Source organism: Chlorobium sp. N1, assembly GCF_004332115.1.
In the GTDB taxonomy this organism is placed as follows: domain Bacteria; phylum Bacteroidota; class Chlorobiia; order Chlorobiales; family Chlorobiaceae; genus Chlorobium.
This window is the reverse complement of record NZ_SJPA01000002.1, coordinates 97,855-121,374: the sequence shown is the minus strand read 5'-3', so window position 1 is coordinate 121,374 and position 23,520 is coordinate 97,855. Positions and strand designations below refer to the sequence as shown.

The 23,520-nt window shown below is 62.2% G+C and carries 20 protein-coding genes and 5 tRNA genes; 21 read left to right on the top strand and 4 right to left on the bottom strand.

Annotated features, from left to right (window positions below):
• The first annotated feature begins 55 nt into the window (after nucleotides 1-55).
• Nucleotides 56-1,930, top strand: a complete 1,875-nt coding sequence (gene mutL / locus E0L29_RS03945) for a DNA mismatch repair endonuclease MutL (protein ID WP_131355002.1) — start codon at nucleotides 56-58, stop codon at nucleotides 1,928-1,930.
• A gap of 50 nt (nucleotides 1,931-1,980) precedes the next feature.
• A tRNA-Arg gene (locus tag E0L29_RS03940) sits at nucleotides 1,981-2,056 on the top strand.
• A gap of 87 nt (nucleotides 2,057-2,143) precedes the next feature.
• Here the strand turns inward: E0L29_RS03940 and E0L29_RS03935 are convergent.
• Nucleotides 2,144-2,566, bottom strand: a complete 423-nt coding sequence (locus tag E0L29_RS03935) for a cytochrome c (RefSeq protein ID WP_131355000.1) — start codon at nucleotides 2,564-2,566, stop codon at nucleotides 2,144-2,146.
• An 88-nt stretch (nucleotides 2,567-2,654) separates the two neighbouring features.
• Here E0L29_RS03935 and mtgA point away from each other — a divergent pair, with 88 nt between their 5' ends.
• Nucleotides 2,655-3,473 carry a monofunctional biosynthetic peptidoglycan transglycosylase gene (gene mtgA, locus E0L29_RS03930; protein WP_131354999.1) on the top strand — a complete coding sequence of 273 codons (819 nt, stop codon included), beginning with the start codon at nucleotides 2,655-2,657 and terminating at the stop codon, nucleotides 3,471-3,473.
• A 78-nt stretch (nucleotides 3,474-3,551) separates the two neighbouring features.
• Here the strand turns inward: mtgA and rd are convergent, their stop codons facing one another.
• Nucleotides 3,552-3,719 carry a rubredoxin gene (gene rd / locus E0L29_RS03925; protein ID WP_131354997.1) on the bottom strand — a complete coding sequence of 56 codons (168 nt, stop codon included), beginning with the start codon at nucleotides 3,717-3,719 and terminating at the stop codon, nucleotides 3,552-3,554.
• A 134-nt stretch (nucleotides 3,720-3,853) separates the two neighbouring features.
• A complete protein-coding gene (gene dapF / locus E0L29_RS03920) occupies nucleotides 3,854-4,660 on the bottom strand; it encodes a diaminopimelate epimerase (protein WP_131354993.1) in 807 nt (268 codons plus the stop codon).
• 379 nt (nucleotides 4,661-5,039) lie between these two features.
• On the opposite strand from dapF, the gene E0L29_RS03915 reads away from it, so the two are divergent.
• The 3 genes from E0L29_RS03915 to E0L29_RS03905 all read left to right on the top strand — a co-directional run bounded on the left by E0L29_RS03915 (nucleotide 5,040) and on the right by E0L29_RS03905 (nucleotide 8,913).
• Entirely contained in the window at nucleotides 5,040-7,244 is a 2,205-nt protein-coding gene (locus tag E0L29_RS03915; protein WP_131354991.1) for a photosystem I reaction center subunit IX, read from the top strand.
• Between the two features lie 101 nt (nucleotides 7,245-7,345).
• Nucleotides 7,346-8,071, top strand: coding sequence for a 4Fe-4S dicluster domain-containing protein (locus E0L29_RS03910; protein WP_131354988.1), 726 nt, complete (start codon nucleotides 7,346-7,348; stop codon nucleotides 8,069-8,071).
• An 89-nt stretch (nucleotides 8,072-8,160) separates the two neighbouring features.
• Nucleotides 8,161-8,913 carry a polyprenol monophosphomannose synthase gene (locus tag E0L29_RS03905; protein ID WP_131354985.1) on the top strand — a complete coding sequence of 251 codons (753 nt, stop codon included), beginning with the start codon at nucleotides 8,161-8,163 and terminating at the stop codon, nucleotides 8,911-8,913.
• Nucleotides 8,914-8,998: 85 nt separating this feature from the next.
• On the opposite strand, the gene fusA is transcribed toward E0L29_RS03905, so the two are convergent.
• Nucleotides 8,999-11,071 carry an elongation factor G gene (fusA, locus tag E0L29_RS03900; RefSeq protein WP_131354983.1) on the bottom strand — a complete coding sequence of 691 codons (2,073 nt, stop codon included), beginning with the start codon at nucleotides 11,069-11,071 and terminating at the stop codon, nucleotides 8,999-9,001.
• Nucleotides 11,072-11,240: 169 nt separating this feature from the next.
• Between fusA and eno the strand changes: the two genes are divergently transcribed.
• The 15 genes from eno to rpoB all read left to right on the top strand — a co-directional run bounded on the left by eno (nucleotide 11,241) and on the right by rpoB (nucleotide 23,475).
• A complete protein-coding gene (gene eno, locus E0L29_RS03895; protein ID WP_131354980.1) occupies nucleotides 11,241-12,554 on the top strand; it encodes a phosphopyruvate hydratase in 1,314 nt (437 codons plus the stop codon).
• A gap of 102 nt (nucleotides 12,555-12,656) precedes the next feature.
• Nucleotides 12,657-12,965, top strand: coding sequence for a septum formation initiator family protein (locus E0L29_RS03890; protein WP_242664276.1), 309 nt, complete (start codon nucleotides 12,657-12,659; stop codon nucleotides 12,963-12,965).
• Nucleotides 12,966-13,029: 64 nt separating this feature from the next.
• Complete coding sequence (gene ispG, locus E0L29_RS03885) at nucleotides 13,030-15,096, top strand: (E)-4-hydroxy-3-methylbut-2-enyl-diphosphate synthase (protein ID WP_131354974.1); 2,067 nt, start codon at nucleotides 13,030-13,032, stop codon at nucleotides 15,094-15,096.
• Nucleotides 15,097-15,101: 5 nt separating this feature from the next.
• Complete coding sequence (locus tag E0L29_RS03880) at nucleotides 15,102-15,884, top strand: SDR family oxidoreductase (protein WP_131354971.1); 783 nt, start codon at nucleotides 15,102-15,104, stop codon at nucleotides 15,882-15,884.
• Between the two features lie 70 nt (nucleotides 15,885-15,954).
• Nucleotides 15,955-16,027: transfer RNA gene (locus tag E0L29_RS03875), tRNA-Thr, on the top strand.
• Nucleotides 16,028-16,039: 12 nt separating this feature from the next.
• Nucleotides 16,040-16,122 (top strand) — tRNA-Tyr (locus tag E0L29_RS03870).
• Nucleotides 16,123-16,144: 22 nt separating this feature from the next.
• A tRNA-Thr gene (locus E0L29_RS03865) sits at nucleotides 16,145-16,217 on the top strand.
• Nucleotides 16,218-16,237: 20 nt separating this feature from the next.
• Nucleotides 16,238-16,310 (top strand) — tRNA-Trp (locus E0L29_RS03860).
• Nucleotides 16,311-16,365: 55 nt separating this feature from the next.
• Nucleotides 16,366-16,557 carry a preprotein translocase subunit SecE gene (secE, locus tag E0L29_RS03855; protein WP_131354968.1) on the top strand — a complete coding sequence of 64 codons (192 nt, stop codon included), beginning with the start codon at nucleotides 16,366-16,368 and terminating at the stop codon, nucleotides 16,555-16,557.
• Between the two features lie 22 nt (nucleotides 16,558-16,579).
• Nucleotides 16,580-17,158, top strand: coding sequence for a transcription termination/antitermination protein NusG (gene nusG, locus E0L29_RS03850; protein ID WP_131354966.1), 579 nt, complete (start codon nucleotides 16,580-16,582; stop codon nucleotides 17,156-17,158).
• A gap of 50 nt (nucleotides 17,159-17,208) precedes the next feature.
• On the top strand, nucleotides 17,209-17,634 hold the full coding sequence (rplK, locus tag E0L29_RS03845) for a 50S ribosomal protein L11 (protein WP_131354963.1): 426 nt from the start codon (nucleotides 17,209-17,211) through the stop codon (nucleotides 17,632-17,634).
• Nucleotides 17,635-17,708: 74 nt separating this feature from the next.
• Complete coding sequence (gene rplA, locus E0L29_RS03840; RefSeq protein ID WP_131354960.1) at nucleotides 17,709-18,398, top strand: 50S ribosomal protein L1; 690 nt, start codon at nucleotides 17,709-17,711, stop codon at nucleotides 18,396-18,398.
• Between the two features lie 18 nt (nucleotides 18,399-18,416).
• A complete protein-coding gene (gene rplJ, locus E0L29_RS03835; RefSeq protein WP_131355770.1) occupies nucleotides 18,417-18,935 on the top strand; it encodes a 50S ribosomal protein L10 in 519 nt (172 codons plus the stop codon).
• 75 nt (nucleotides 18,936-19,010) lie between these two features.
• On the top strand, nucleotides 19,011-19,385 hold the full coding sequence (gene rplL / locus E0L29_RS03830) for a 50S ribosomal protein L7/L12 (protein WP_131354957.1): 375 nt from the start codon (nucleotides 19,011-19,013) through the stop codon (nucleotides 19,383-19,385).
• Between the two features lie 151 nt (nucleotides 19,386-19,536).
• Nucleotides 19,537-23,475 carry a DNA-directed RNA polymerase subunit beta gene (gene rpoB / locus E0L29_RS03825; protein ID WP_165498820.1) on the top strand — a complete coding sequence of 1,313 codons (3,939 nt, stop codon included), beginning with the start codon at nucleotides 19,537-19,539 and terminating at the stop codon, nucleotides 23,473-23,475.
• The last annotated feature ends 45 nt before the right edge of the window (nucleotides 23,476-23,520 follow it).

The following is a 23,520-nucleotide window of genomic DNA, read 5'->3' as shown; positions in this document are numbered from 1 at the left end:
TCGATAAGTTGGGGGTGGTAAAAGTCAGTTGAACCCCATCGACGAGTGTAGAGGTATGCCATCCATAGCCAGGCTTCCCGACAACATAGCCAACAAGATTTCAGCCGGAGAGGTCGTCCAGCGTCCGGCATCCGTGGTCAAGGAGCTGCTTGAGAACGCCATAGATTCCGGCGCCGACCGCATTTCGGTCGTCATCAGGGATGCCGGCAAGGAGCTGGTGCGCATCATCGACAACGGCCGGGGCATGAACCGCGAGGACGCCCTGCTTTCGGTCGAGCGGTTCGCCACGAGCAAGCTCAGGGACGTCGCCGATCTCGACACCCTCGGCACCCTCGGGTTCCGCGGCGAGGCGCTCGCCAGCATCTCCTCCGTTTCCCATTTCGAGCTCCGTACCCGGGAGGCCGACGCCCCCGTCGCCCTGAAGTTCCGGTATGAGGGCGGGATTCCGGCCGAGGAGTCGGAGGTGCAGGGGGAGCCGGGAACGACGGTCAGCGTGCGCAACCTGTTCTACAACGTTCCTGCGCGCCGCAAGTTCCTCAAGTCCAACGCCACCGAGTACGGCCACATCTTCGAGCTTGTCCGATCGTTCTCGCTCGCCTATCCCGAAATCGGGTGGCAGCTGGTCAACGACGAGGATGAGCTCTTCAACTTCCGCACCCCCGACCTCCTCGAGCGGCTCGACACCTTTTACGGCAAGGGGTTCGCCGAGAGCCTCGTCGAGGTCGGCGAGGAGAACGACTACCTCTCCATCCGCGGCTACATCGGCCGGCCTGCGCTCCAGAAGCGCAAGAGGCTCGACCAGTACTTCTTCATCAACCGCCGTCCCGTGCAGAACCGCATGCTCACCCAGGCCCTCCAGCAGGCCTACGGCGAGCTGCTCGTCGAGCGACAGGCGCCGTTCGCCCTGCTCTTCCTCGGCATCGACCCCTCGCGGGTGGACGTGAACGTGCACCCCGCCAAGCTCGAGGTCCGTTTCGACGACGAGCGCAGCGTACGCAACATGTTCTATCCCGTCATCAAGCGGGCCATCCGCACCTACGACTTCTCTCCCGACCTTTCGGCCGCGGCGCCGCAGGCGACTCCGGGCTCCGCTCCGGCGGAGGGGTCCTCCTCCTTCGGCGGAGGTTACCGCACCCTCTCGTTCCAGGAGGTGCCGGAGCGCGCCATCACGAAGACGGAACTCTACGGGAACTACCGCGAAGGAGCGCTCGGTGCCACCCCTTCGGCTCCTTCCGGGCCGTCGCGCCAGGAGACGATGTTCCCGGTGCCGGATGTGCCGGCGGCCCGCGAGGACATCTCGCAGCTGCTCCGTTCGAGCATGCACGAGGGGCCGGATGAGGCCGAGGCAGGGCCCAAGGGGGAGGATCCGAAGATCTGGCAGCTCCACAACAAGTACCTCGTCTGCCAGATCAAGACCGGGCTCATGATCATCGACCAGCACGTGGCCCACGAGCGGGTGCTCTACGAGCGCGCCGTCGAGGTGATGGAGAGCAGTGTGCCGAACTCGCAGCAGCTGCTCTTTCCGCAGAAGGTGGAGTTCAAGCCCTGGGAGTTCGAGGTGTTCGATGAGATCAGGGAGGACCTCTACCGGCTGGGCTTCAACCTCCGGCCGTTCGGAAGTCGTGCGGTGATGATCGAGGGGGTGCCGCAGGACGTGCGCCCCGGCAGCGAGGTCACGATCCTGCAGGACATGATCGCCGAGTACCGCGACAACGCCCAGCGCCTGCGGCTCGAGAAGCGGGACAACCTGGCCAAGTCCTACTCCTGCCGCAACGCCATCATGACCGGCCAGAAGCTCTCGGTCGGAGAGATGCGCACCCTTATCGACAACCTCTTCGCAACCCGCGAGCCCTATTCCTGTCCGCACGGCCGGCCGGTCATCATCAAGATGTCGCTTGCCCAGCTCGACCACATGTTCGGCCGTTCGTGAGCGGGCTTGCTTCTTTCGTTCAAAGATGGTAAATTCCCGCTCAGGAGCATACCCTTGTAGCTCAGTGGATAGAGCAACAGTTTCCTAAACTGTGGGTCGGCAGTTCGAGTCTGCCCAAGGGTACCAGAGAGAAAGAGAGGAGCGGAGAGGAGAGATAAGAACGGAAAAGCCCGGAGCGACCCTCCGGGCTTTTTTCTTGTAATGCTGCGCCCTTTATCTGCAGGAGCCCTGGCCCCTGCCCATGCCGGCACCCCTTCCGGTCCCTGTTCCGGCACCGCCCTGCTCCCAGATCCACCCGGCGACGGCCTTGAGGTCGGCTTCGGGAAGGGCCGACATCGAGGGCATGAGCCCGAAGCGCTGGACGGCCTGCGGGTCGACGATCGACGACGCTTTCGAGGGGGACTGCATGAAGGCTGTCATTGCCAGGACGCCCTGTTCTTTCGAGGGAAACTTCATGCGGTAACGTGTGGCGATGGGGATGATCGGCGGCGCGCTCTTCGGCGGCGGCGCCACGCTGTGGCAGACGCTGCAGTTGCGTTCGAAGACGGCTTTCCCGTCCGGTTCGGATGCATGGACCTCCGTGGTTGCGGCAGCAAGGAAAATACCGGCCGCGAGCGGTAGCAGGGTGCGTTTCATCTCTCTTCTTCCTGTGTTACATTACATTGAACGGTACTGTGGTACACGATGGAGAAGGTACCGAAAAAAAAGCAAACCGCCCCAGCCCATGAGGTTCCTGCGCAATATCGCCATCCTGCTTTTCTGCCTTTTTCTTCTGGATATCATGCGCTACTTCGTCATCCCTGACGTGAAAAGCCTTGAGAAGAAAACCCCGGAAACGACGGCCTTCATGCGCTACCGTACGGAGGCATGGCACCGTGCAGGCTACGCCGGGCGCAGGACCAGGCGTCAGGTGGTGCCGCTCAGGGCGATATCGAAACACCTCCAGAAAGCCGTGCTCATCGCAGAGGACGACAAGTTCTGGCAGCACGACGGGTTCGATTACGACGCGATGGAGTATGCGCTCGAGAAAAACCTCCGTGAGCGCAAGATCGCCATGGGCGGCAGCACCATCAGCCAGCAGCTGGCCAAGAACCTCTACCTTTCGCCGTCGAAGAATCCGGTGCGCAAGATCAAGGAGGCGATCCTTACCTGGCGTATCGAGCGCTCGCTTTCCAAACGGCGCATCCTCGAGCTCTACCTGAACTCCGTCGAATGGGGGGACGGCATTTTCGGCATCGAGGCCGCCGCCCGCCACTACTACGGTGTCGGCGCCCGGGATCTCAGCGCCCGCCAGGCTTCGCGGCTTGCCGCCGTGCTGCCGAACCCGATCCGCTGGTCGCCGACCGGCAGCTCCGCCACCGTGCGCAAGCGTTCGTCCATCATCTACCGCATCATGCAGAAGAGGGGGCTGGTCGAGCCCCCCACGGCGGTCGGCGCTCCGTCCCGGCCTCCCGGAAATGCGCAGATCGATACCGTCATCATCGGCGTTCCCCGCCAGCTCATCGACGAGGCGCTGCGTGATGGGGCATCTCCCGGAAACTGAGCACGCCGCATCAAAGGCGGCGTGCTGCTGGTCGGTATGAAGAAAAGGAGCGTCCGGTGCGGGCCGCTCCCGTGCGTTTCAGCGCTCCTCTTCGGGTTCGAAGAGGGTCTTGTCGACGCCGCAGACCGGGCATACCCAGTCTTCGGGAACCTCTTCGAAAGGCGTTCCGGGCTGGACGCCGCTGTCGGGGTCTCCGACTTCGGGATCATAGACGTAGCCGCAAGGGACACATACCCATTTCTGCATGGTGTTTCTCCGTTTTGTGTTGAGGGATTCTGAGGATGAAAAAACATTGGGGCATGTGCCCCATGATGGAGAATGAATCACTCGCGCAGCCAAAAAGTTCACCCCGTTTCGACCCGCCGTACTCTTTTTCCCGTTCAGCCGATTTCCACGACTCCCCGGTAGACGATGAGTGCGGGGCCGGTGAGGTAGACCTCGCGCATGTCCTCGCTGAACTCGACTTCGAGCGTGTCGCCGCTATGGACGCGTACCTGCACCCGGTTCCCCGTGGTCATGCCGAGCCGGTGGCTCAGGAGGGCGGAGGCCACGGCTCCGGTGCCGCAGGCGAGGGTCTCGTCCTCGACCCCGCGCTCGAAGGTCCTGACGTCGATGCTGTGGGGGGAGGTCACCTCGAGGAAGTTCACGTTGGTCCCTCCGGGGAAGAGGTCGGTGCGGTGGCGGATGGTGCGCCCTTGCGTCACGACGTCGAGCGCCTCGAGCCCTTCGGTGGGGATGACGGCGTGCGGCGAGCCGGTGTCGACGAAGGAGCAGCGCCCGCGGCCGAGCTCCACCTCGTCGCGGAAGTCGCGCGGTTCGCGCATGCGGAGGCGTACGGTTCCGGGGGCAACAACCCATGCCTGGTAGGGGTCGCCCTGGGCTTCGAAGCTGAAGCAGCCTTCGCTGTCCGGCTCGATGCCGATGCTCTCTGCGAACCAGACCGCGCAGCGGCCGCCGTTGCCGCACATCGTGCCGGGAAGGCCGTCGGCGTTGTGGTAGAGCATGCTGAAGGATGCGTCTGCGGAGGGCTCGATGAGGATGAGGCCGTCGGCGCCGATGCCGGTCCTGCGGGTGCAGAGGCGGCGGATGGTGTCTGCGTCGAGGCTCCTGGACCGGTCGCGGTTGTCGATGACGATGAAGTCGTTGCCCGCGCCGGAGAGTTTGCTGAAAGGGATTTCTCGCGTCATGCTCTTGTTGGCTCTGAATGGTGTTGACGTGCTGCGCCGTATCTTTTCCGGGCGCCCCCCAAAGGGGGCCGCAGAGGGTGCGCAGGGGGGTGCTTTCCTGCTGTATAATAAAACAATAGCCCGCCAATGGGGGGGCAAAAAAATTTATTATTAAATAATTTTTCTTATTTTATTTCAATCTGCGTCCGGTAGGAAGACTGCCGCCGCAGCCGTTCCGGCACCGCCGTCACAGGGAGGGGTGCCTCCGATGCGTGGCCGTGAACGGACGAGAATGTTTGCTCTCCCGGGCCAGTCCACACTGCTTAGAACGCCGCCGGTCCGGAGGTTTTGCTTGAGGTTTCTTCAACCTGAAATACGTCCAAACAAAGGAGAGAATACAATGGCTGAACAAGTGAATCCGGCAGGAGCCAAGCCAAAGGGAACGGTTCCGCCTCCCAAGGCAGGCGCTCCTTCTCCGAAGGCCAGCGGCGCTTCGGGCGGTCCCTCCGTCATCAAGGAGCAGGATGCCGCCAAAATGAGAAGGTTCCTGTTCCAGCGGACAGAGACCCGCTCCACGAAATGGTACCAGGTGTTCGACACCGACAGGATCGATGACGAGCAGGTCGTCGGCGGCCATCTCGCGCTTCTCGGCGTCCTCGGGTTCCTGATGGCCATCTATTACATCTCCGGCATCCAGGTCTTCCCCGCATGGCTCGGCGGAATGCCCGGCTTCCACGACAACTGGTTCTATCTTACCATCAAGCCGAGGATGGTCTCGCTGGGCATCGACACCTACAGCACCCAGACCGCAGACCTCCAGCAGGCCGCAAGCAACCTGATCGGCTGGGCCGCCTTCCACTTCCTCTCCGGCTCCATCCTCCTCTTCGGCGGCTGGCGTCACTGGACCCACAACCTGACCAACCCGTTCACCGGCCGCGCAGGCAACTTCCGCGACTTCCGTTTCCTCGGCAAGTTCGGTGACATGGTCTTCAACGGAACCAGCGCAAAGACCTACAAGGACGCGCTCGGACCGCACGCCGTCTACATGTCACTCCTCTTCCTCGGATGGGGCATGCTCATGTGGTTTATCCTCGGCTTCGCTCCCGTTCCCGATTTCCAGACCATCAACTCCGAGACCTTCATGTCGTTCGTGTGGTTCGTGGTCTTCTTCGCTCTCGGCATCTACTGGTGGAACAATCCCCCGAATGCCGCCATCCACCTCAATGACGATATGAAAGCAGCCTTCTCGGTGCACCTCACCGCGATCGGCTACATCAACATCGCTCTCGGCGTCATTGCCTTCGTCGCATTCCAGCAGCCCTCGTTCGCTCCGTATTACAAAGAGCTCGACAACCTGGTCTTCTACCTGTACGGTGAACCCTTCAACCGCGTCAGCTACGACTTCATGCAGGAAGGCGGCAGGATCGTCTCCGGTACCAAGGAGTTCGCAGAGTTCGCTCCTTACGCGATCCTTCCCAAGAACGGCGCAGCCTTCGGCATGTCGAGGGTCGTTATCAACCTCATCGCCTTCAACCACATCATCTGCGGCGTGCTCTACGTCTTTGCAGGCGTGTACCATGGCGGCCAGTACCTCCTCAAGATCCAGCTCAACGGCCTCTACAACCAGATCAAGTCGATCTGGATCACCAAGGGCCGCGACCAGGAGGTCCAGGTCAAGATCCTCGGTACCGTCATGGCTCTCTGCTTCGCAACCATGCTCTCCGTTTACGCGGTCATCGTCTGGAACACCATCTGCGAGCTGAACATCTTCGGCACGAACATCATGATGTCGTTCTACTGGCTGAAGCCGCTCCCGATGTTCCAGTGGATGTTCGCCGATCCCAGCATCAACGACTGGGTGATGGTCCACGTGATCGTGGCCGGTTCGCTCTTCTCGCTGATCGCGCTCGTCCGCATCGCCTTCTTCGCTCACACCTCTCCCCTCTGGGACGACCTCGGACTGAAGAAGAACTCCTACTCGTTCCCCTGCCTCGGGCCGGTCTACGGCGGTACCTGCGGCGTTTCGATCCAGGATCAGCTCTGGTTCGCCATGCTCTGGGGAGTCAAGGGCCTGTCCGCAGTCTGCTGGTACATCGACGGCGCATGGATCGCTTCGATGATGTACGGCGTGCCCGCGGCTGACGCAAAAGCCTGGGATTCGGTTGCCAACCTTGCGCACCACTACACCTCGGGTATCTTCTACTACTTCTGGACCGAGACCGTGACGATCTTCTCCAGCTCGCACCTCTCGACCATCCTGATGATCGGCCACCTCGTCTGGTTCATCAGCTTTGCCGTGTGGTTCGAGGATCGCGGTTCCCGCCTTGAGGGTGCCGACATCCAGACCCGCACCATCCGCTGGCTCGGCAAGAAGTTCCTCGGCAGGGACGTCAACTTCCGCTTCCCTGTGCTGACCATCTCCGACTCGAAGCTCGCAGGTACCTTCCTGTACTTCGGCGGAACCTTCATGCTGGTCTTCCTGTTCCTTGCCAACGGCTTCTATCAGACCGACTCTCCGCTTCCGCCGACCGTCAGCGACGCGGCCGTGTCCGGCCAGGCTCTCCTGACCCAGGTCGTGGACTATCTGATGAAGATGATCGCCTGAACTGCCTGAGCTGCCGGGGAGTCGGTATCCGACTCTCCGGTGACGCCCGGCGTCTACTAGGAAACTACAGAAGACTATAATCAATAGAGGAGGGTTCCCTGATGGCCGATCCTGTAAAACAGCCAGAAACTCAGCCGGCACCGGCCGCGAAGGCTCCGGCTGCGCCCAAGGCCGCCGCACCGAAGGGTGCACCGCCGAAGGGTCCGGCTCCTGCCGCGAAGCAGGGGCAGGCTGCGCCGAAGGGCGCACCGGCGAAACCGGCAGGCAAGGCCCGCCTTGAGCCGCTGAACGTCAACCTCGGCCGTTGCGGCGTCCGCCAGGAATCCGCACTGCCCTACAAGAAGCCGGCTGCGAAGCCCGCGCCGAAGCCCGCACCGAAGGCAGCACCTGCCGCCAAGGGGGCTCCCGCCGCCAAAGGCGCGCCGGCAGCCAAGCCCGTACCCGCCGCCAAGCCGGCTGCTCCGGCTCCGAAGCCTGCCGCAAAAGCGGCACCTGGAGCCAAACCCGCCCCGAGGGCGAAGAAGCACTACTTCATCTTCGAGAACCTCTGCGTGGGTTGCGGCCTCTGTCTTGACAAGTGTCCGCCGAAGGTCAACGCCATCGGCTACAAGTTCTACGGCGACGTCCAGGAGGGCGGCTTCCGCTGCTACATCGACCAGGACGCCTGCATTTCGTGTTCAGCCTGCTTCTCCGGTGACGAGTGTCCGTCCGGCGCGCTGGTCGAAGTGCTTCCCGACGGCGAAGTCCTCGACTTCTCCTTCACTCCGCCCGAGCGGCTCGATTTCGATCTCCGTTTCCTGCACCGCTTCCACCGCGAAGCCCGCTGAACTGAGAGGGAAACGCACCGTACTTGCTTCAAGAGCATTGCCTTTCCGGGCAATGCTCTTTTTTTTAGACCCTCCGACGACGCAAACCGATGAACGAAGAGCTGCGGGGGGATGCGGGCGCTGCCCCCTCCCTCGTCATCATTCCTACATACAACGAGAGCGAGAACGTCGGCCGCCTCCTCGAGACCCTCATGGCCTCCTACGGGAGGAGCCTCGACATCCTCGTCATCGACGATTGTTCGCCTGACGGTACGGCCGAAATCGTCCGTAGACTGCAGGAGCGGTTTACGGGGCTCCATCTGATCGAGCGCGCCGGGAAGCTCGGGCTCGGAACGGCCTACATCACCGGCTTCCGCTGGGCGCTCCGGCGCCGGTATCGCTTCATCCTGGAGATGGACGCGGACTTCTCCCATGATCCGGCCTCCGTCGGCGCCCTGATTGCGGCCGCTGAAGGGGCCGACCTCGTCATCGGGTCGCGCTATGTGGGGAACCGGGTGAATGTCGTCAACTGGCCGCTCGGCCGGCTCATCCTCTCGAAAGGGGCGAGCATCTACACCCGCCTCGTCACCGGGATGCCCGTCGCAGACCCGACCGGCGGGTTCAAGTGCTTCCGCCGCGAGGTGCTCGAACAAATAGAGCTCGACCGTGTGGCTTCGCAGGGGTACTCGTTCCAGATCGAGGTGAACTTCAGGGTGTGGAAAAAGGGGCTCCGGATCGTCGAGGTGCCGATCGTCTTTACCGACCGCACTGTCGGCCTCTCGAAGATGACGAAGGAGAACATCCGCGAAGCGGTCTGGATGGTCTGGATGCTGAAGCTGAAGTCGCTCTTCGGGAGGCTGTGAAACGCCGGGGGCGGATGAGAACGGCAAAGCGCCGGGCAGCTGATGCTTGCTGCCCGGCGCTTTTTCTTTGCGTTCCGCGCTCCGCTTATGCGTCCTTCTCGGCAGCGAGCTGCTGGACGACGTCGGCCGGGGCCTCCTCGTAGTGGCTGAAGCTGTAGCTGTAGCGGGCCCGTCCCTGGGTGAGCCGGGAGAGCGCGTGGTGGAAGCCCTGCAGCGCGGCCTGCGGAAGCTCGGCTTTGATCACCTGCATGCGCACGTCCGCCTCCATGCCGAGAATCTTGCCGCGCTTCGAGGAGATCTCTCCGACGATCTCTCCGGTGTACTGGTCGGGAGCGAGTACCCGCAGCTCGACGACCGGCTCGAGCACCAACGGCTTGGCTTTCTCCACGGCTGCGCGGAAGGCCATTCCGGCCGCGATCTTGAAGGCGAACTCCGAGCTGTCGACGGGGTGGTGCGAACCGTCGTAGACCACCGCTTTCAAATCGACCACGGGATAGCCGGTGAGGGTGCCGGTCGTGATCGCTTCGCGCAGCCCCTTCTCCACCGCCGGGATGTAGCGGGTCGGTACGACGCCGCCGACCACCTCGCTTGCGAACTCGAAGCCGCTGTCGCGCGGGAGCGGGTCGAGCCGCACCCAGATGTCGCCGTACTGGCCGCGGCCTCCCGACTGTTTCTTGTGCCGGCCCTGCGCCGAGGCCTGGGTGCGGATGGTCTCGCGGTAGGGCACCTTGACCGGAGCGGTTTCGACCTTCACGTTGAACTTCTTCTCGAGGCGGCTGAGGATGATGTCGAGGTGGCTCTCGCCCTGGGTCTTGAGAATCGTCTGGTTGAACTCGATGTCGTGCTCGATCGAGAAGCTGGGATCCTCCTCGTGCAGGTGGTGCAGCCCGGCAGAGATCTTCTCCTCGTCGCCCTGCGCCACCGGCACGATGGCCGTGGCGAGTACCGGTACGGGGAAGATGATGGGGCTGATTCGGCAGCCGGTGCCCTTGTCGGCGAGCGTGTCGTTGGTGTGGGCGTCCTTGAGCTTGACGACCATGCCGATGTCGCCGGCAAGAAGGCTGTCGGTTGCGGTGCGTTTTTCACCGACGACGGTGTAGACCTGGCCGGGCTTTTCGATCTGCTCGGTCTGTACGTCCTGGAGCTCGTGGCCGGATTCGAGGTGGCCGGAGTAGACCCTGAGGTAGGAGATCTCGCCGATGCGGGGTTCCGACATGGTCTTGAAGATGAAGGCGACCGTGTCGCCGTTGGGATCCGGCTGCAGCAGCTGCTCTCCCTCTCCGCTGGAGCAGAGCGAGTGCTCGGGGCCGCGCTCTATCGGGGAGGGGAAGAGGTTGACCATGGCGCCGAGCAGCCGCTCGGAGCCGATCAGGTGGAGCGGCGAGGTGCAGAAAACCGGGAAGAAGGTGCGCGAGACGAGCGCGCTTTTGATGCCGTGGCGCAGTTCGTCCTCGGAGAGGGAGCCTTCGGCGAAGAACTTCTCCATCAGCTCCTCGTCGGTTTCGGCGACCGCCTCCACCAGCTGCTGGTGGAGCTCCTCTGCCCGCTTGCGGTAGAGGTCCGGGATCTCCGATGCCGTCATGCTGCCGGGTTTGTCAGGGTCGAACTCGAGCTGCTTCATGAGCAGCACGTCGATGAGGATGTGGTGGCCGAGGCCCTCCTCGGCGGGGAACTGGATCGGGGTGACGAGGTGCCCGAAATGCTCCTGCAGCTCCTGGATGGTTTCGCTGAATCGCGTCCGGTCGGCGTCGAGCTTGGTGAGGACGAAGACGGTCGGCTTGTAGTACTCCCTGGTGTACTCCCAGATGGCATCGGTGCCGACCTCGACGCCGGTCGAGGCGTTGACGGTGACGAGCACCGTGTCGGCCACGCGCATCGCCGACTTCACGTCGCCGTGGAAGTCGAGCAGGCCAGGGGTGTCGATGATGTTCAGCTTGCAGCCGTTCCACATGCCGTTGATGAGGCTGGTGTTCAGGCTGTGCTTGCGGCTGATCTCGTCGGGCGAGTAGTCGGAGAGGGTGTTGCCCTCCTCGATGCTGCCGAGGCGGTTGATGATGCCCATCGAGAGGGCGAGCGATTCGGCGAGGATGGTCTTGCCGCTGCCGGCATGGCCTGTGATGACGATGTTGCGGAGCTTGTCGGGCTGGACGGCTTGCATGGCGGTACTCCTCCTGTTGGTGGGTGGTGGGTCGGTGAAGCAGACGGAAGCTTCCCATCAATTAACGAAAAAAAGTCCTATTTGCTTTCCGGGCGGGGGTGAAATGCTAGGGAAAAAAGATATATTTTGGTTTTCCAGTCATACACCCGAACCCTAATCCAGCGAAGCCATGCCTGTCATCCGCAAGATCCACGCCCGCCAGATCCTCGACTCCCGCGGCAACCCCACCGTCGAAGTCGACGTCTACACCGAAAGCTCGTTCGGCCGCGCGGCTGTTCCGAGCGGCGCCTCGACCGGCGTCCATGAGGCGGTGGAGCTTCGCGACGGGGATAAGTCGGTCTATCTCGGCAAGGGCGTGCTGAAGGCGGTCGAGAACGTCAACACCGTCATCGACGAGGGTCTTCGCGGCATGCTCGTCACCGAGCAGGAGGAGATCGACGCCCGGCTGCTCGAGCTCGACGGCACGCCGAACAAGTCGAAGCTCGGTGCCAACGCCCTGCTCGGCGTGTCGCTCGCCTGCGCGAAAGCCGGCGCCGAATATTCCGGCCTCTCCCTCTTCCGCTACATCGGCGGCACCATGGCCAACACCCTCCCGGTTCCGATGATGAACGTGATCAACGGCGGCGCCCATGCCGACAACACCGTCGATTTCCAGGAGTTCATGATCATGCCGATCGGCTTCGCCTCCTATTCCGACGCGCTTCGCTGCGGCGCCGAGATCTTCCACGCCCTGAAGGCGCTGCTCCACAGCCGCGGCCTCAGCACCGCCGTCGGTGACGAGGGCGGGTTCGCTCCCAACCTCCGCTCGAACGAAGAGGCCATCGAGCTGGTCGTCGAAGCCATCGGCAAGGCCGGCTACAAGGCCGGTTCCCCCGCCTCGAAGGGAGGTCTCGGAGACGGACAGGTGATGATCGCGCTCGATCCGGCCAGCTCCGAGTTCTACGACACGGAGAAGAAGAAGTACGTCTTCAAGAAATCCGACAAGCGCGAGCTCTCCTCCGAAGAGATGGCCGCCTACTGGGAGCAGTGGGCCGACACCTATCCGATCATCTCGATCGAGGACGGCATGGCCGAGGACGACTGGGCCGGCTGGAAGCTGCTGACCGACAAGATCGGAGACCGCGTCCAGCTTGTCGGCGACGACCTCTTCGTCACCAACAGCGTGCGTCTTGACGAGGGTATCGAGAAGGGGGTCGGCAACTCCATCCTCATCAAGGTCAACCAGATCGGCACCCTCACCGAGACGCTGCGTGCCATCGACCTTGCCAAGCGCAACGGCTACACCTCGGTCATCAGCCATCGCAGCGGAGAGACCGAAGACAGCACCATCGCCCAGATCGCCGTGGCAACCAACGCGGGCCAGATCAAGACCGGCAGCATGTCGCGCAGCGACCGCATGGCCAAGTACAACGAGCTGCTCCGTATCGAGGAGGAACTCGGAGAGCAGGCCGTCTACCCCGGAAAGAAGGCCTTCAGGGTCTGAGGCCCGGAACCGCAGGGGATACTCCCGCACCACCTCCTCGGCCGGTGCGGGACTCTTCCTTCGGCGTCCCCCGCCAATCAACCTTCGAGAGGCAGCTGGATCTTGAAACAAGCACTGCACATGTTCTGGGGCTACGTCCGCACCAACCCGAAAAAGTTCTTTTTCGCGGTGGTGGCCGTCGTGTTCCTTACCTGGCTGCTCTTCGACGACTACGGCCTGGTGACGCGCATCTCCATGGAGGCCGAGCACCGCAGGCTGCTGCATGAGCAGGAGGCGGGGCAGCGGCGCATCCAGCTCAACGAGGAGCGTATCCGCCACGCCGCCGATCCCGACAGCATCGAGAAGGCCGCCCGCGAGCGCTACAACTTCCGCCGCGAGGGGGAGCGCCTCTACATCATCAGGAACGAGTAGCCGTTCCGGCCCCGAGAACCCGTATCCAGCACCGTCAACCAGCAAAGGAAAACCCGAGAGTCCCATGTACGAGTACCGCCGCCGCCTGACCAGGGAAGTGCCCTTCGGCAAGATTTCGCTCGGAGGCTACCTGCCCATCAGGGTGGAGTCCATGACCAACACCCATACTTCCGACACCAGGGCCTCGGTCGAGCAGTGCCGCCGGCTCCATGATGCGGGCTGTGAGATCATACGGCTGACGGTGCCGACCGAAAAGGACGCCGAGAACCTCGGCGCCATCCGGGACCAGCTGCGCCGCGACGGCATCGATACGCCGCTTGTCGCCGATATCCACTTCTCCGCCCGCGCGGCCATGAAGGCCGTGGAGTTCGTCGAGAACATCCGCATCAACCCCGGCAACTACGCAACGCGCAAGAAGTTCTCGAGCGAGGGCTACACCGAGGACGAGTACCTCCGCGAGCTCGAGCATGTCCGGGAGGAGTTCCTTCCGCTCGTCGAGAAGGCCCGCAGCCTCGGCGCCTCCATGCGCATCGGCACCAACCACGGTTCGCTCTCCGACCGCATCGTCAGCCGCAGGGGCAACTCCCCGGACGGCATGGTGGAGGCGGCGCTCGAGTTCGCCCGCATATGCGAGGACGCGGGCTACTACGATATCCTCTTCTCGATGAAGTCCTCTAACGTGCGCGTGATGATCGAGGCCTACCGGCTCCTCGTCGAGCGCGGCGACCGTGAGCTCCGCCACGCCTACCCGCTCCATCTCGGCGTGACCGAGGCGGGGGACGGCGACGAGGCGCGGGTGAAGTCCGCAATGGGTATCGGCGCCCTGCTCGAGGACGGGCTCGGTGACACCATCCGGGTCTCGTTGACCGAGGATCCCGTCAACGAGGTTCCGGTCGGCTTCGAGATCGTGCGCAAGTACAACTCCTTCCACCAGGTGAAAGGGGAGCGGGCACACATACCGCTGAAGCACCTCATCGAGTCCTCCGGGGAATCCGGCCGCTCCCGTGCGTCCTCCGACGAGCTTCCCTACGACCCCGTCAGCTACAGCCGCCGCCGGTCGGATCCGATCGAAATCGGCGGGATGGCTGTCGGCGGCGAAGCGCTGCCGGTGGTGGAGAGCGAACTCCACGCTCCGCTCTCGGATGCAGAAGGGGCGCAGAGGGAGGCGCTCCTGCGCCTCCGGCCGGAACTCGGGGAGGGAAGCATCCGCAGCGAACTGCTCGCGGTACCGGTGAGCGGGGAGAAAGACCTGGCCGATCTTACGGCACTGCTCGCCGGGCTCGGCGCGGCGGCCGCCCGGGTCGGCGCCTCGACGGCCGATCCCGATCTCTTCGCCCGCCTGCTTGCGATGGATCTTGCCAAGGTGCGTTTCGACATCCCCGAGGAGGAGTCGCTGCCGAAAGGACTCGTCGACATGGTGGCAGAAGGCTGCCGTCCCGCCGTGGAGTTCTCGTTCATCCGCCTGCGCTCCGGCGTCACCGTCGGGGCCGAGGTGCTCGCCTCGCTCGCAGAGAAAGCGGCTGCGCGCGGCCTGGACCGGGTCCTCTTCTCCGTCGATTCGGACGAAGGACTCTATGTCGGCCGGCGGCTCCTGCTCGAACTCAAGCGGCGCGGTATTGCCGCTCCGTTCGTCGCGCGCTTCCGCGGCACCGATCCGGACAGGCTCCGCACCCTCATCGACGCTTCCGTGCAGATGGGTCCGCTCTTCTCCGACGGGCTCGGCGACATCATCTCCCTTTCGACGCCGCTTTCCCTGAAAGACGAGATCGACCTCTCTTTCAACATCCTGCAGGGGGCCAGGGCGCGCATGTCGAAGACCGAATTCATCTCCTGCCCGGGATGCGGCCGCACCTACTTCGACCTTGAGCTGGCGGCTTCCACCATCAAGCGTCGCCTTTCCCACCTGAAGGGGCTGAAGATCGGCATCATGGGCTGCGTGGTCAACGGGCCCGGCGAGATGGCCGACGCCGATTTCGGGTACGTCGGCGCGGGCAGGAACCGCATCAGTCTCTACGTCGGAAAAGAGTGCGTCGCCGAGAACCTCCCCGAGGCGGAGGCCGTCGAACGCCTGATCGGGCTCATCCGCGAGCACGGCCGCTGGGTCGAGCCCGCCGAAACGCCGGGAGCATAGCTCCGATGGCCATGCACTGCACCCTCATCACCGGTGCCTCCATGGGCATCGGCGAGGCGTTCGCCCGGGAGTTTGCCCGCCGCGGGAACAACCTCATCCTCGTCGCCCGCTCTGCCGAGCGCCTCCATACGCTTGCCGAGGAGCTGCGAGAGAAGCGCCGCGTGGAGGTCCTGGTCTGCACGGCCGACCTCACCCGCTCCTCCGCGCCCGACGAGGTCCACCAGTTCTGCCGCCGAAACCGGCTGAAGGTCGAACTGCTCATCAACGCTGCCGGGCTCTCCTTCGCCGGCGGCTTCAGCACCATACCCAGAGAGAAGCTCGAGGAGCTGATGGCGGTCAACATGCTCGCCCTCGCCCGCCTCACGCGCCTCTTCTCTGCCGACATGACCTCGGAGGGTTCGGGCGGCATCATCAACATCGCCTCGCTTGCCGGCCTGCAGGGCCTGCCCGGCCTCGGCCTCTACTCGGCCACCAAGTCGTTCGTCATCACCCTCACCGAAGCCCTGCACGAAGAGCTCCGCCCTTCCGGCGTGAAGGTCGTCGCCGTCTGCCCCGGCTTCATCGAAACCGGTTTCTTCTCGGTCGCCGGCCACGATCCCTCCTCCATCCTCCTGCCCATTTCCGACCCCTCTGTCGTGGTCAGGGCCGCTGTGCGCGGACTGATGAAAAACCGCATGCGGGTCTATCCCACGCTCATCGACAGCCTCCTCGCCTTTGCCGAAAGACTTGCCCCGCGGGAGATTTCCGTCAGGCTTGCGGCATTTCTCTCGGGCGTCTGGGGGAAATAAATTGTTCCCTTTTTTTTTTGGATTTTAAAATCCTCTCAGTATATTACCTGCCCTGTTTTTTGACTGAGCTGCTGGTGTAGCTCAATTGGTAGAGCAGCTGATTTGTAATCAGCAGGTTGCGGGTTCGATTCCCATCACCAGCTCATGACTATTGCGGGTAGGTAGCGAAGTGGTTAAACGCAACAGACTGTAAATCTGTCGACTTATGTCTTCGGAGGTTCGAATCCTCCCCTACCCACACACTGTTTTCGTTGTTTCATGCTGATGTAGCTCAGTTGGTAGAGCACTTCCTTGGTAAGGAAGAGGTCATCGGTTCAAGTCCGATCATCAGCTCCGGTTTTGGGGTTAGCTATACGTCAGTAGCTTAATTGGTAGAGCAGCGGTCTCCAAAACCGCAGGTTGGGGGTTCGAGTCCCTCCTGACGTGCACGCATGATTTTATTTTATTCGCAGGAAGCGCAGTTTATTCCGGGCCGTGATTCATGAACAAGTATATCGGTAAGGCCGGCCAGTATTACAGAGACGTTGTTGTAGAGATGCGCAAGGTCGTCTGGCCGACGAAGGATGAGTTGAAGGAGCAGACGCTGGTGGTGCTGACGGTATCGGGCCTCCTCGCTCTCTTCACCTTTCTTGTTGATTGGGTGATAAACTTCGTGATGGGAAAGTTACTGTAAGAAACAGGATAAGAGGTAAGGGATGGCCGCAAGAAAAAAGGAAGCTGAGGAGCAGTCGACGCCGCCGGTGGCGCGCTGGTATGCGCTCAGGATCTATTCCGGACACGAGCGGAAGGTCAAGGAGGGTATCGAGGCGGAAGTCGAGCGCAGCGGTCTTGGTGATAAGATCCTGCAGGTCTACGTTCCCTACGAAAAGTTCGTCGAGGTGAAGAACGGCAAGAAGCGCAGTATGACGAAGAATGCGTTTCCGGGCTATGTGCTCATCGAGGCCGTGCTTGACAAGCAGACCCGCAACCTGATTCTCGATATTCCCTCGATCATGGGTTTCCTCGGCGTCGACGACAACCCGATTCCGCTCCGCCCCGACGAGGTCGAAAAACTCCTTCAGCCGGAGACCGCTGTCGAGCATCGCGCCGTCATCGAGGCTCCGTTCCAGGTCGGCGATTCCGTCAAGGTCATCGATGGTCCGTTCAGTTCGCTCACCGGCGTGGTCCACGAGGTCTGCACCGAGCGCATGAAGGTCAAGGTCATGATCAGCTTCTTCGGGCGCAGCACGCCGACGGAGCTCGACTTCTCGCAGGTCAAGTCAGTTTCACAATAAAATACAACACGGGCTTATCGCTGGTAAGCTTCTGAACAGAACATAGGACAATGGCAAAAAAGGTAATCGGTTTCATCAAGCTTCAGATCCCTGCCGGCGGCGCGAACCCTGCTCCTCCTGTCGGTCCCGCCCTCGGTCAGAAGGGTGTGAACATCATGGAGTTCTGCAAGCAGTTCAACGCCAAGACCCAGTCCGAGGCCGGCATGATCATCCCTGTGGTGATTACCGTCTTCTCCGACAAGTCGTTCACCTTCATCACCAAGACCCCGCCCGCCGCAGTGCTCCTTCTGAAGGAAGCCAAGCTGCAGAAGGGATCGGGTGAGCCGAACCGCAACAAGGTCGGTACCGTGACCCGCGAGCAGGTCCGCAGGATCGCCGAGCTGAAGATGCCCGACCTCAATGCATTCGACCTTCGCGGCGCCGAGGAGATGATCGCCGGTACGGCACGCAGCATGGGTATCGTCGTCGAGGACTGAGCCGGTTCCTCAGAGAGAGAGAGTCGTGGGAGGCCGCTGAGGCCGCTTTTTCAACCACTAGCACAACACCAAGAATGGCAGGAAAGAATTACAGGGCGGCAGAAGCCCAGATCGACCGCAATATGGAGTACGATCTCGGTGATGCGGTCGCCAAGGTGAAAGAGATCACCAACGTCAAGTTCGACGCCACCGTCGATGTGGCCGTCAAGCTCGGAGTCGACCCCCGCCACGCGGACCAGGTCGTCCGCGGCACCGTCATGCTCCCGCATGGCACCGGCAAGACCGTCTCGGTCCTGGTCGTCTGCAAGGAGGCCAAGGCTGAAGAGGCAAAGGAAGCCGGCGCTGATTTCGTAGGATTCGAAGAGTATATCGAGAAGATCCAGAACGGCTGGACTGGGGTCGACGTCATCGTCGCCACCCCCGACGTCATGGGCCAGCTCGGCAAGGTCGCCAAGATCCTCGGACCCCGTGGCCTCATGCCGAACCCGAAGTCCGGCACGGTGACGATGGACGTCGCCAAGGCCGTCAAGGAGGTCAAGGCCGGAAAGATCGAGTTCCGCGTCGACAAGGCAGGCAATATCCATGCCCCCGTCGGCAAGGTCTCCTTCGGAGCCGACCAGCTCACAGAGAACATCTCGAGCTTCCTCAGGGAGGTCCTGCGCCTGAAGCCTTCCGCGGCCAAGGGCCAGTATGTCCAGAGCATCGCGGTATCGAGCACCATGTCGCCGAGCCTCCGGGTCAAGAAAGAGAAATTTGTCGCCTAATAACAAACGGTTAATATGATGAAGCGAGAGAAGAAAGAGCAGGTTGTCAGCGAAGTTTCGGAGAAGCTCCGCCGCTCGCAGGGCATCTACCTGACCGAGTTCCAGGGCCTCAGTGTCGCCATGATGGCAGAGCTCCGCAACGAGTTCCGCAAGGCCGGCGTCGAGTACCGCGTGGTCAAGAACACCCTGATCAAGAAGGCGCTCAGCGACATGGAGGGAGCCGACAAGCTCGCCCCGGCGCTGAAGAGCACCACCGGCGTGGCTTTCGGCTACGACGATCCGATCGCCCCGGCACGGGTGATCTCGAAGTTCGGCAAAACCAATGAGGCCCTGAAGTTCAAGATGGCCGCCATCGACGGTGTTGTGTTCGGTTCGGACAAGCTTCCTGCACTGTCGGAGATGCTCACCAAGACCGAGAACATCGGTCGTGCAGCAGGCATGATCAACACTGTGGTTGCTTCCGTACCCATGGTCGTCAATGCGGTGATGAGGGATCTCGTCAACGTCGTCGACCAGGTCGGCAAGCAGAAGCAGTAAGGGTCTTTTCAAAGTCTATTACGCACTCAGTACAGAATTTTACTACCGTCAATCAAAACCAGGAGAGAGACAATAATGTCCATCGAAACACTTGTAGAGGAAATTGGTAAACTTACCCTTACCGAAGCATCTGAGCTTGTCAAGTCGCTTGAAGAGAAGTTCGGCGTCAGCGCCGCTCCCGTCGCCGTTGCCGCAGCCGCAGCTCCCGCCGCCGGTGCCGCAGCCGCAGGCGAAGAGCAGACCGAGTTCGACGTGGTCCTGACCGCCGCCGGCGACAGCAAGATCAACGTCATCAAGGTTGTGCGCGCCATCACCGGCCTGGGCCTGAAAGAGGCCAAGGACCTGGTCGACGGTGCTCCGAAGACCGTCAAGGAAGCCGTCTCGAAGGATGAGGCCGAGAAGCTCCAGAAGGAGCTCAAGGACGCAGGCGCATCTGTAGAGCTGAAGTGATTTCAGAAGAGCCGATGTGAAACAGCAAGCTCCGCTTCTTTTCAGAAGCGGGGCTTTGTCTGTTTCTGCACATGTAGTTTAGGCGTGGTCACGTGACGATATGACCAGGATTCGGCCGGGTGACCGGGCCGGCACCGGTTAACAGATTTTCATGCAATTGAACAAAAGCGAGGTGCTTGTGAAAGTGGCTGATGCAACATCAACACCGTCTATTGACTTTTCCAAAATCCAAAGCGTTATAGAAGCTCCCGACCTTCTGAAGGTCCAGCTCGACTCCTTCCACAGTTTCATCCAGGACAGCGTTCCCCTCGCCAAGCGGAGGGATCAGGGCCTTGAAAAGGTTCTGCGCAGCGCTTTTCCCATTACTGACACCAGGGGTCTCTATCTGCTCGAGTACATCTCCTACAGCTTCGACAAGCCGAAGTACACCGTGGAGGACTGCATCGAGCGCGGGCTCACCTACGACGTGTCGCTGAAGGTCAAGCTCAAGCTCTCCTACAAGGACGAACCCGACGAGACCGACTGGAAGGAGACCATCCAGCAGGAGGTCTACCTCGGCAGGATCCCCTATATGACCGAGCGGGGTACCTTCATCGTCAACGGCGCCGAGCGCGTCGTCGTGGCCCAGCTCCACCGCTCCCCCGGCGTGGTGTTCAGCGAGGCCGTGCACCCGAACGGCAAAAAGATGTATTCGGCCAAGATCGTCCCGACCAGAGGGTCGTGGATCGAGTTCCAGACCGACATCAACAACCAGATTTTCGTCTATATAGACCAGAAGAAGAACTTCCTGGTCACCGCGCTCCTGCGCGCCATCGGCTTTACGCGCGATGAGGACATCCTCAGCCTCTTCGACCTTGTCGAGGAGGTGCCGCTGAAGGCCGCCAAGAAGGACCGCCTTGTCGGCCAGTACCTGGCATCCGACATCGTCGACATGCAGACCGGCGAGGTCGTCAGCGCCCGTACCGCCATCACCGAGGATATCTTCGAGCAGATCCAGGCCGCCGGCTACAAGAGCGTGAAGATCATGAAGAGCTTCAACGGCAGCGAGAAGGGTCAGGACAAGTCGATCGTCATCAACACGATCCTCAACGACAGCTCGGCCACCGAAGAGGAGGCCCTCGAGATCGTCTACGAAGAGCTTCGCGCCAACGAGGCTCCCGACATCGATGCCGCACGCAGCTTCCTCGAGCGCACCTTCTTCAACCAGAAGAAGTACGACCTCGGCGAGGTCGGCCGCTACCGCATCGGCAAGAAGCTCTCGCGCGAGTTCACCGAGATGGACGAGTTCCTCTCCGGCCAGCCGGAGCTCAAGACCCTCTCCGACACCATCCACGAGAAGATCCTCCAGACCATCCAGTCGTTCTCCGACGAGCCGCTGGGAGAGGAGATCCTCGTGCTCACGCATCTCGACATCATCGCCGTCATCAACTACCTCATCAAGCTGGTCAACGGCCAGGCCGAGGTGGACGATGTCGACCATCTGGCCAACCGCCGCGTCCGTTCGGTCGGCGAGCAGCTTGCCGCGCAGTTCGTCATCGGCCTGGCCCGCATGGGCAAGAACGTCCGCGAGAAGCTCAACAGCCGCGACTCGGACAAGATCGCCCCGGCCGACCTCATCAACGCCCGAACGGTGTCGAGTGTGGTCTCGAGCTTCTTCGCCACGAGCCAGCTCTCGCAGTTCATGGACCAGACCAACCCGCTGGCCGAGATGACCAACAAGCGGAGGGTCTCGGCGCTCGGACCGGGCGGCCTGACCCGCGAGCGCGCAGGCTTCGAGGTGCGCGACGTCCACTATACCCACTATGGAAGGCTCTGCCCGATCGAAACCCCTGAAGGTCCGAACATCGGCCTCATCTCGTCGCTTTCGGTCTATGCCGAGATCAACGACAAGGGCTTCATCCAGACCCCCTACCGCGTCGTCGACAAGGGCCATGTGACCGACGAGGTCCTCATGCTCTCGGCCGAGGACGAGGAGAACAAGATCACCGTCCCGGTCAGCATCCCGATGGACGAGAACAACAACATCGCCGTCGAGAGCGTGCAGGCCAGGACCAAGGGCGACTACCCGCTGGTTCCCTCCGAGGACGTCAACTACATGGACGTCTCCCCGGTGCAGATCGTCAGTGCGGCTGCGGCCCTCATCCCGTTCCTCGAGCACGATGACGGCAACCGCGCACTGATGGGCGCCAACATGCAGCGCCAGGCTGTGCCGCTCCTCGTCTCCGAGGCACCGGTCGTCGGCACCGGCATGGAGGCCAAGGTCGCCCGCGACTCCCGCTCGGTCATTCTCGGCGAGGGCCCCGGCATCGTCGAGGAGGTCACCGCCGAGTACATCAAGGTCCGCTACGAGATGGACGAGGAGAACAACGAGCACATGTCGCTGCTCGATCCGGACGAGGGGCTGAAGACCTACCGGATGATCAAGTTCAAGCGCTCCAACCAGGATACCTGCATTTCGCAGAAGCCGCTGGTCCGTAACGGCCAGAAGGTGGAGAAGGGCACCGTGCTCGCCGACAGTTCATCGACCGAAGAGGGCGAGCTGGCCCTCGGCAAGAACGTGCTCGTGGCCTTCATGCCGTGGCGCGGCTACAACTTCGAGGATGCCATCATCCTCAGCGAGCGGCTCGTCTACGACGACGTCTTCACCTCGATCCACGTCCACGAGTTCGAGGCCAACGTGCGCGACACGAAGCGCGGAGAGGAGCAGTTCACCCGCGACATCTACAACGTCAGCGACGAAGCGCTGCGCAACCTCGACGAGAACGGCATCGTGCGCATCGGCGCCGAGGTCAAGGAGCGCGACATCCTCGTCGGCAAGATCACGCCGAAAGGCGAGAGCGACCCGACTCCCGAGGAGAAGCTGCTTCGCGCCATTTTCGGCGACAAGTCCAGCGACGTCAAGGACGCCTCCATGCACGTGCCCGCCGGCATGAAGGGTATCGTCATCAAGACGAAGCTCTTCAGCCGCAAGAAGAAGGTCGGCATGGACGTCAAGGAGAAGCTCGAGCTCATCGATGCGCGCTTCGAGCGCCGTGAGATCGAGCTGCGCAAGAGCTTCGAGAAATGGCTCCGCCAGATGCTCGGCTCCAAGAAGGTCAAGGGACTCATGAGCGACAAGGGCAAGAGCCTCGCCGAGGACGGCGCGGCTTTCGATGAGGCCCTGCTCTCGAGGTTCTCGAGCCTTCCGTTCCTCGAGTCGATCGACTTCACGAAGGGGGTCACCGGCACGAAGAAGGTCGACGAGGCCGTCATCCGCCTCGTCAAGGAGTTCCGCTTCAAGCTGAAGGATCTGGCCGACGAGCGCGAGAACGAAAAGTACAAGGTCAACGTCGGCGACGAGCTTCCTCCGGGCATCGAGGAGCTGGCGAAGGTCTACATCGCCCAGAAGCGCAAGATCCAGGTCGGCGACAAGATGGCCGGCCGCCACGGTAACAAAGGCGTGGTCGGCAAGATCCTCCCCGTCGAGGATATGCCCTTCATGGCCGACGGCACCTCGGTCGACATCGTGCTCAACCCGCTCGGCGTGCCGAGCCGCATGAACATCGGCCAGCTCTACGAGACCTCGCTCGGCTGGGCCGGCAAGAAGCTCGGCGTCAAGTTCAAGACCCCGATCTTCAACGGCGCCACCTACGAGGAGGTGCAGGCGGAGCTCGAGCGTGCCGGCCTGCCCGCGCACGGCAAGGTCCGTCTCTACGACGGCCGCACCGGCGAGCAGTTCGACGACGAGGTCACGGTCGGCTACATCTACATGCTGAAGCTGAGCCACCTTGTCGACGACAAGATCCACGCCCGTTCCACAGGCCCCTACTCGCTCATCACCCAGCAGCCGCTCGGCGGAAAGGCCCAGTTCGGCGGCCAGCGCTTCGGTGAGATGGAGGTCTGGGCGCTCGAGGCCTACGGCGCCGCCAACATCCTCCGTGAGATGCTCACGGTCAAGTCCGACGACGTCATCGGACGCAACAAGACCTACGAGTCCATCGTGAAGGGCCAGAACCTTCCCGAGCCGGGCATCCCCGAGTCGTTCAACGTGCTCATCAGGGAGCTGCAGGGCCTCGGACTCGAGGTCCGCATCGACGACAGGGTCCCTTAGCCGACAGGGGCCGGGACCCCGGAGTGACCACTAGTAACGGAAGCT

What these genes read in the sequence shown, in the direction of transcription:
- eno (WP_131354980.1), top strand. Translation starts at nt 11,241, where the DNA reads ATGCCTGTCATCCGCAAGATCCACGCCCGCCAGATCCTCGACTCCCGC.
- E0L29_RS03935 (WP_131355000.1), bottom strand. Translation starts at nt 2,566, where the DNA reads ATGAAACGCACCCTGCTACCGCTCGCGGCCGGTATTTTCCTTGCTGCC.
- secE (WP_131354968.1), top strand. Translation starts at nt 16,366, where the DNA reads ATGAACAAGTATATCGGTAAGGCCGGCCAGTATTACAGAGACGTTGTT.
- E0L29_RS03910 (WP_131354988.1), top strand. Translation starts at nt 7,346, where the DNA reads ATGGCCGATCCTGTAAAACAGCCAGAAACTCAGCCGGCACCGGCCGCG.
- rplJ (WP_131355770.1), top strand. Translation starts at nt 18,417, where the DNA reads ATGAAGCGAGAGAAGAAAGAGCAGGTTGTCAGCGAAGTTTCGGAGAAG.
- ispG (WP_131354974.1), top strand. Translation starts at nt 13,030, where the DNA reads ATGTACGAGTACCGCCGCCGCCTGACCAGGGAAGTGCCCTTCGGCAAG.
- rplL (WP_131354957.1), top strand. Translation starts at nt 19,011, where the DNA reads ATGTCCATCGAAACACTTGTAGAGGAAATTGGTAAACTTACCCTTACC.
- E0L29_RS03905 (WP_131354985.1), top strand. Translation starts at nt 8,161, where the DNA reads ATGAACGAAGAGCTGCGGGGGGATGCGGGCGCTGCCCCCTCCCTCGTC.
- rd (WP_131354997.1), bottom strand. Translation starts at nt 3,719, where the DNA reads ATGCAGAAATGGGTATGTGTCCCTTGCGGCTACGTCTATGATCCCGAA.
- mutL (WP_131355002.1), top strand. Translation starts at nt 56, where the DNA reads ATGCCATCCATAGCCAGGCTTCCCGACAACATAGCCAACAAGATTTCA.
- E0L29_RS03915 (WP_131354991.1), top strand. Translation starts at nt 5,040, where the DNA reads ATGGCTGAACAAGTGAATCCGGCAGGAGCCAAGCCAAAGGGAACGGTT.
- nusG (WP_131354966.1), top strand. Translation starts at nt 16,580, where the DNA reads ATGGCCGCAAGAAAAAAGGAAGCTGAGGAGCAGTCGACGCCGCCGGTG.
- fusA (WP_131354983.1), bottom strand. Translation starts at nt 11,071, where the DNA reads ATGCAAGCCGTCCAGCCCGACAAGCTCCGCAACATCGTCATCACAGGC.
- rpoB (WP_165498820.1), top strand. Translation starts at nt 19,537, where the DNA reads ATGCAATTGAACAAAAGCGAGGTGCTTGTGAAAGTGGCTGATGCAACA.
- E0L29_RS03880 (WP_131354971.1), top strand. Translation starts at nt 15,102, where the DNA reads ATGGCCATGCACTGCACCCTCATCACCGGTGCCTCCATGGGCATCGGC.
- rplK (WP_131354963.1), top strand. Translation starts at nt 17,209, where the DNA reads ATGGCAAAAAAGGTAATCGGTTTCATCAAGCTTCAGATCCCTGCCGGC.
- dapF (WP_131354993.1), bottom strand. Translation starts at nt 4,660, where the DNA reads ATGACGCGAGAAATCCCTTTCAGCAAACTCTCCGGCGCGGGCAACGAC.
- rplA (WP_131354960.1), top strand. Translation starts at nt 17,709, where the DNA reads ATGGCAGGAAAGAATTACAGGGCGGCAGAAGCCCAGATCGACCGCAAT.
- mtgA (WP_131354999.1), top strand. Translation starts at nt 2,655, where the DNA reads ATGAGGTTCCTGCGCAATATCGCCATCCTGCTTTTCTGCCTTTTTCTT.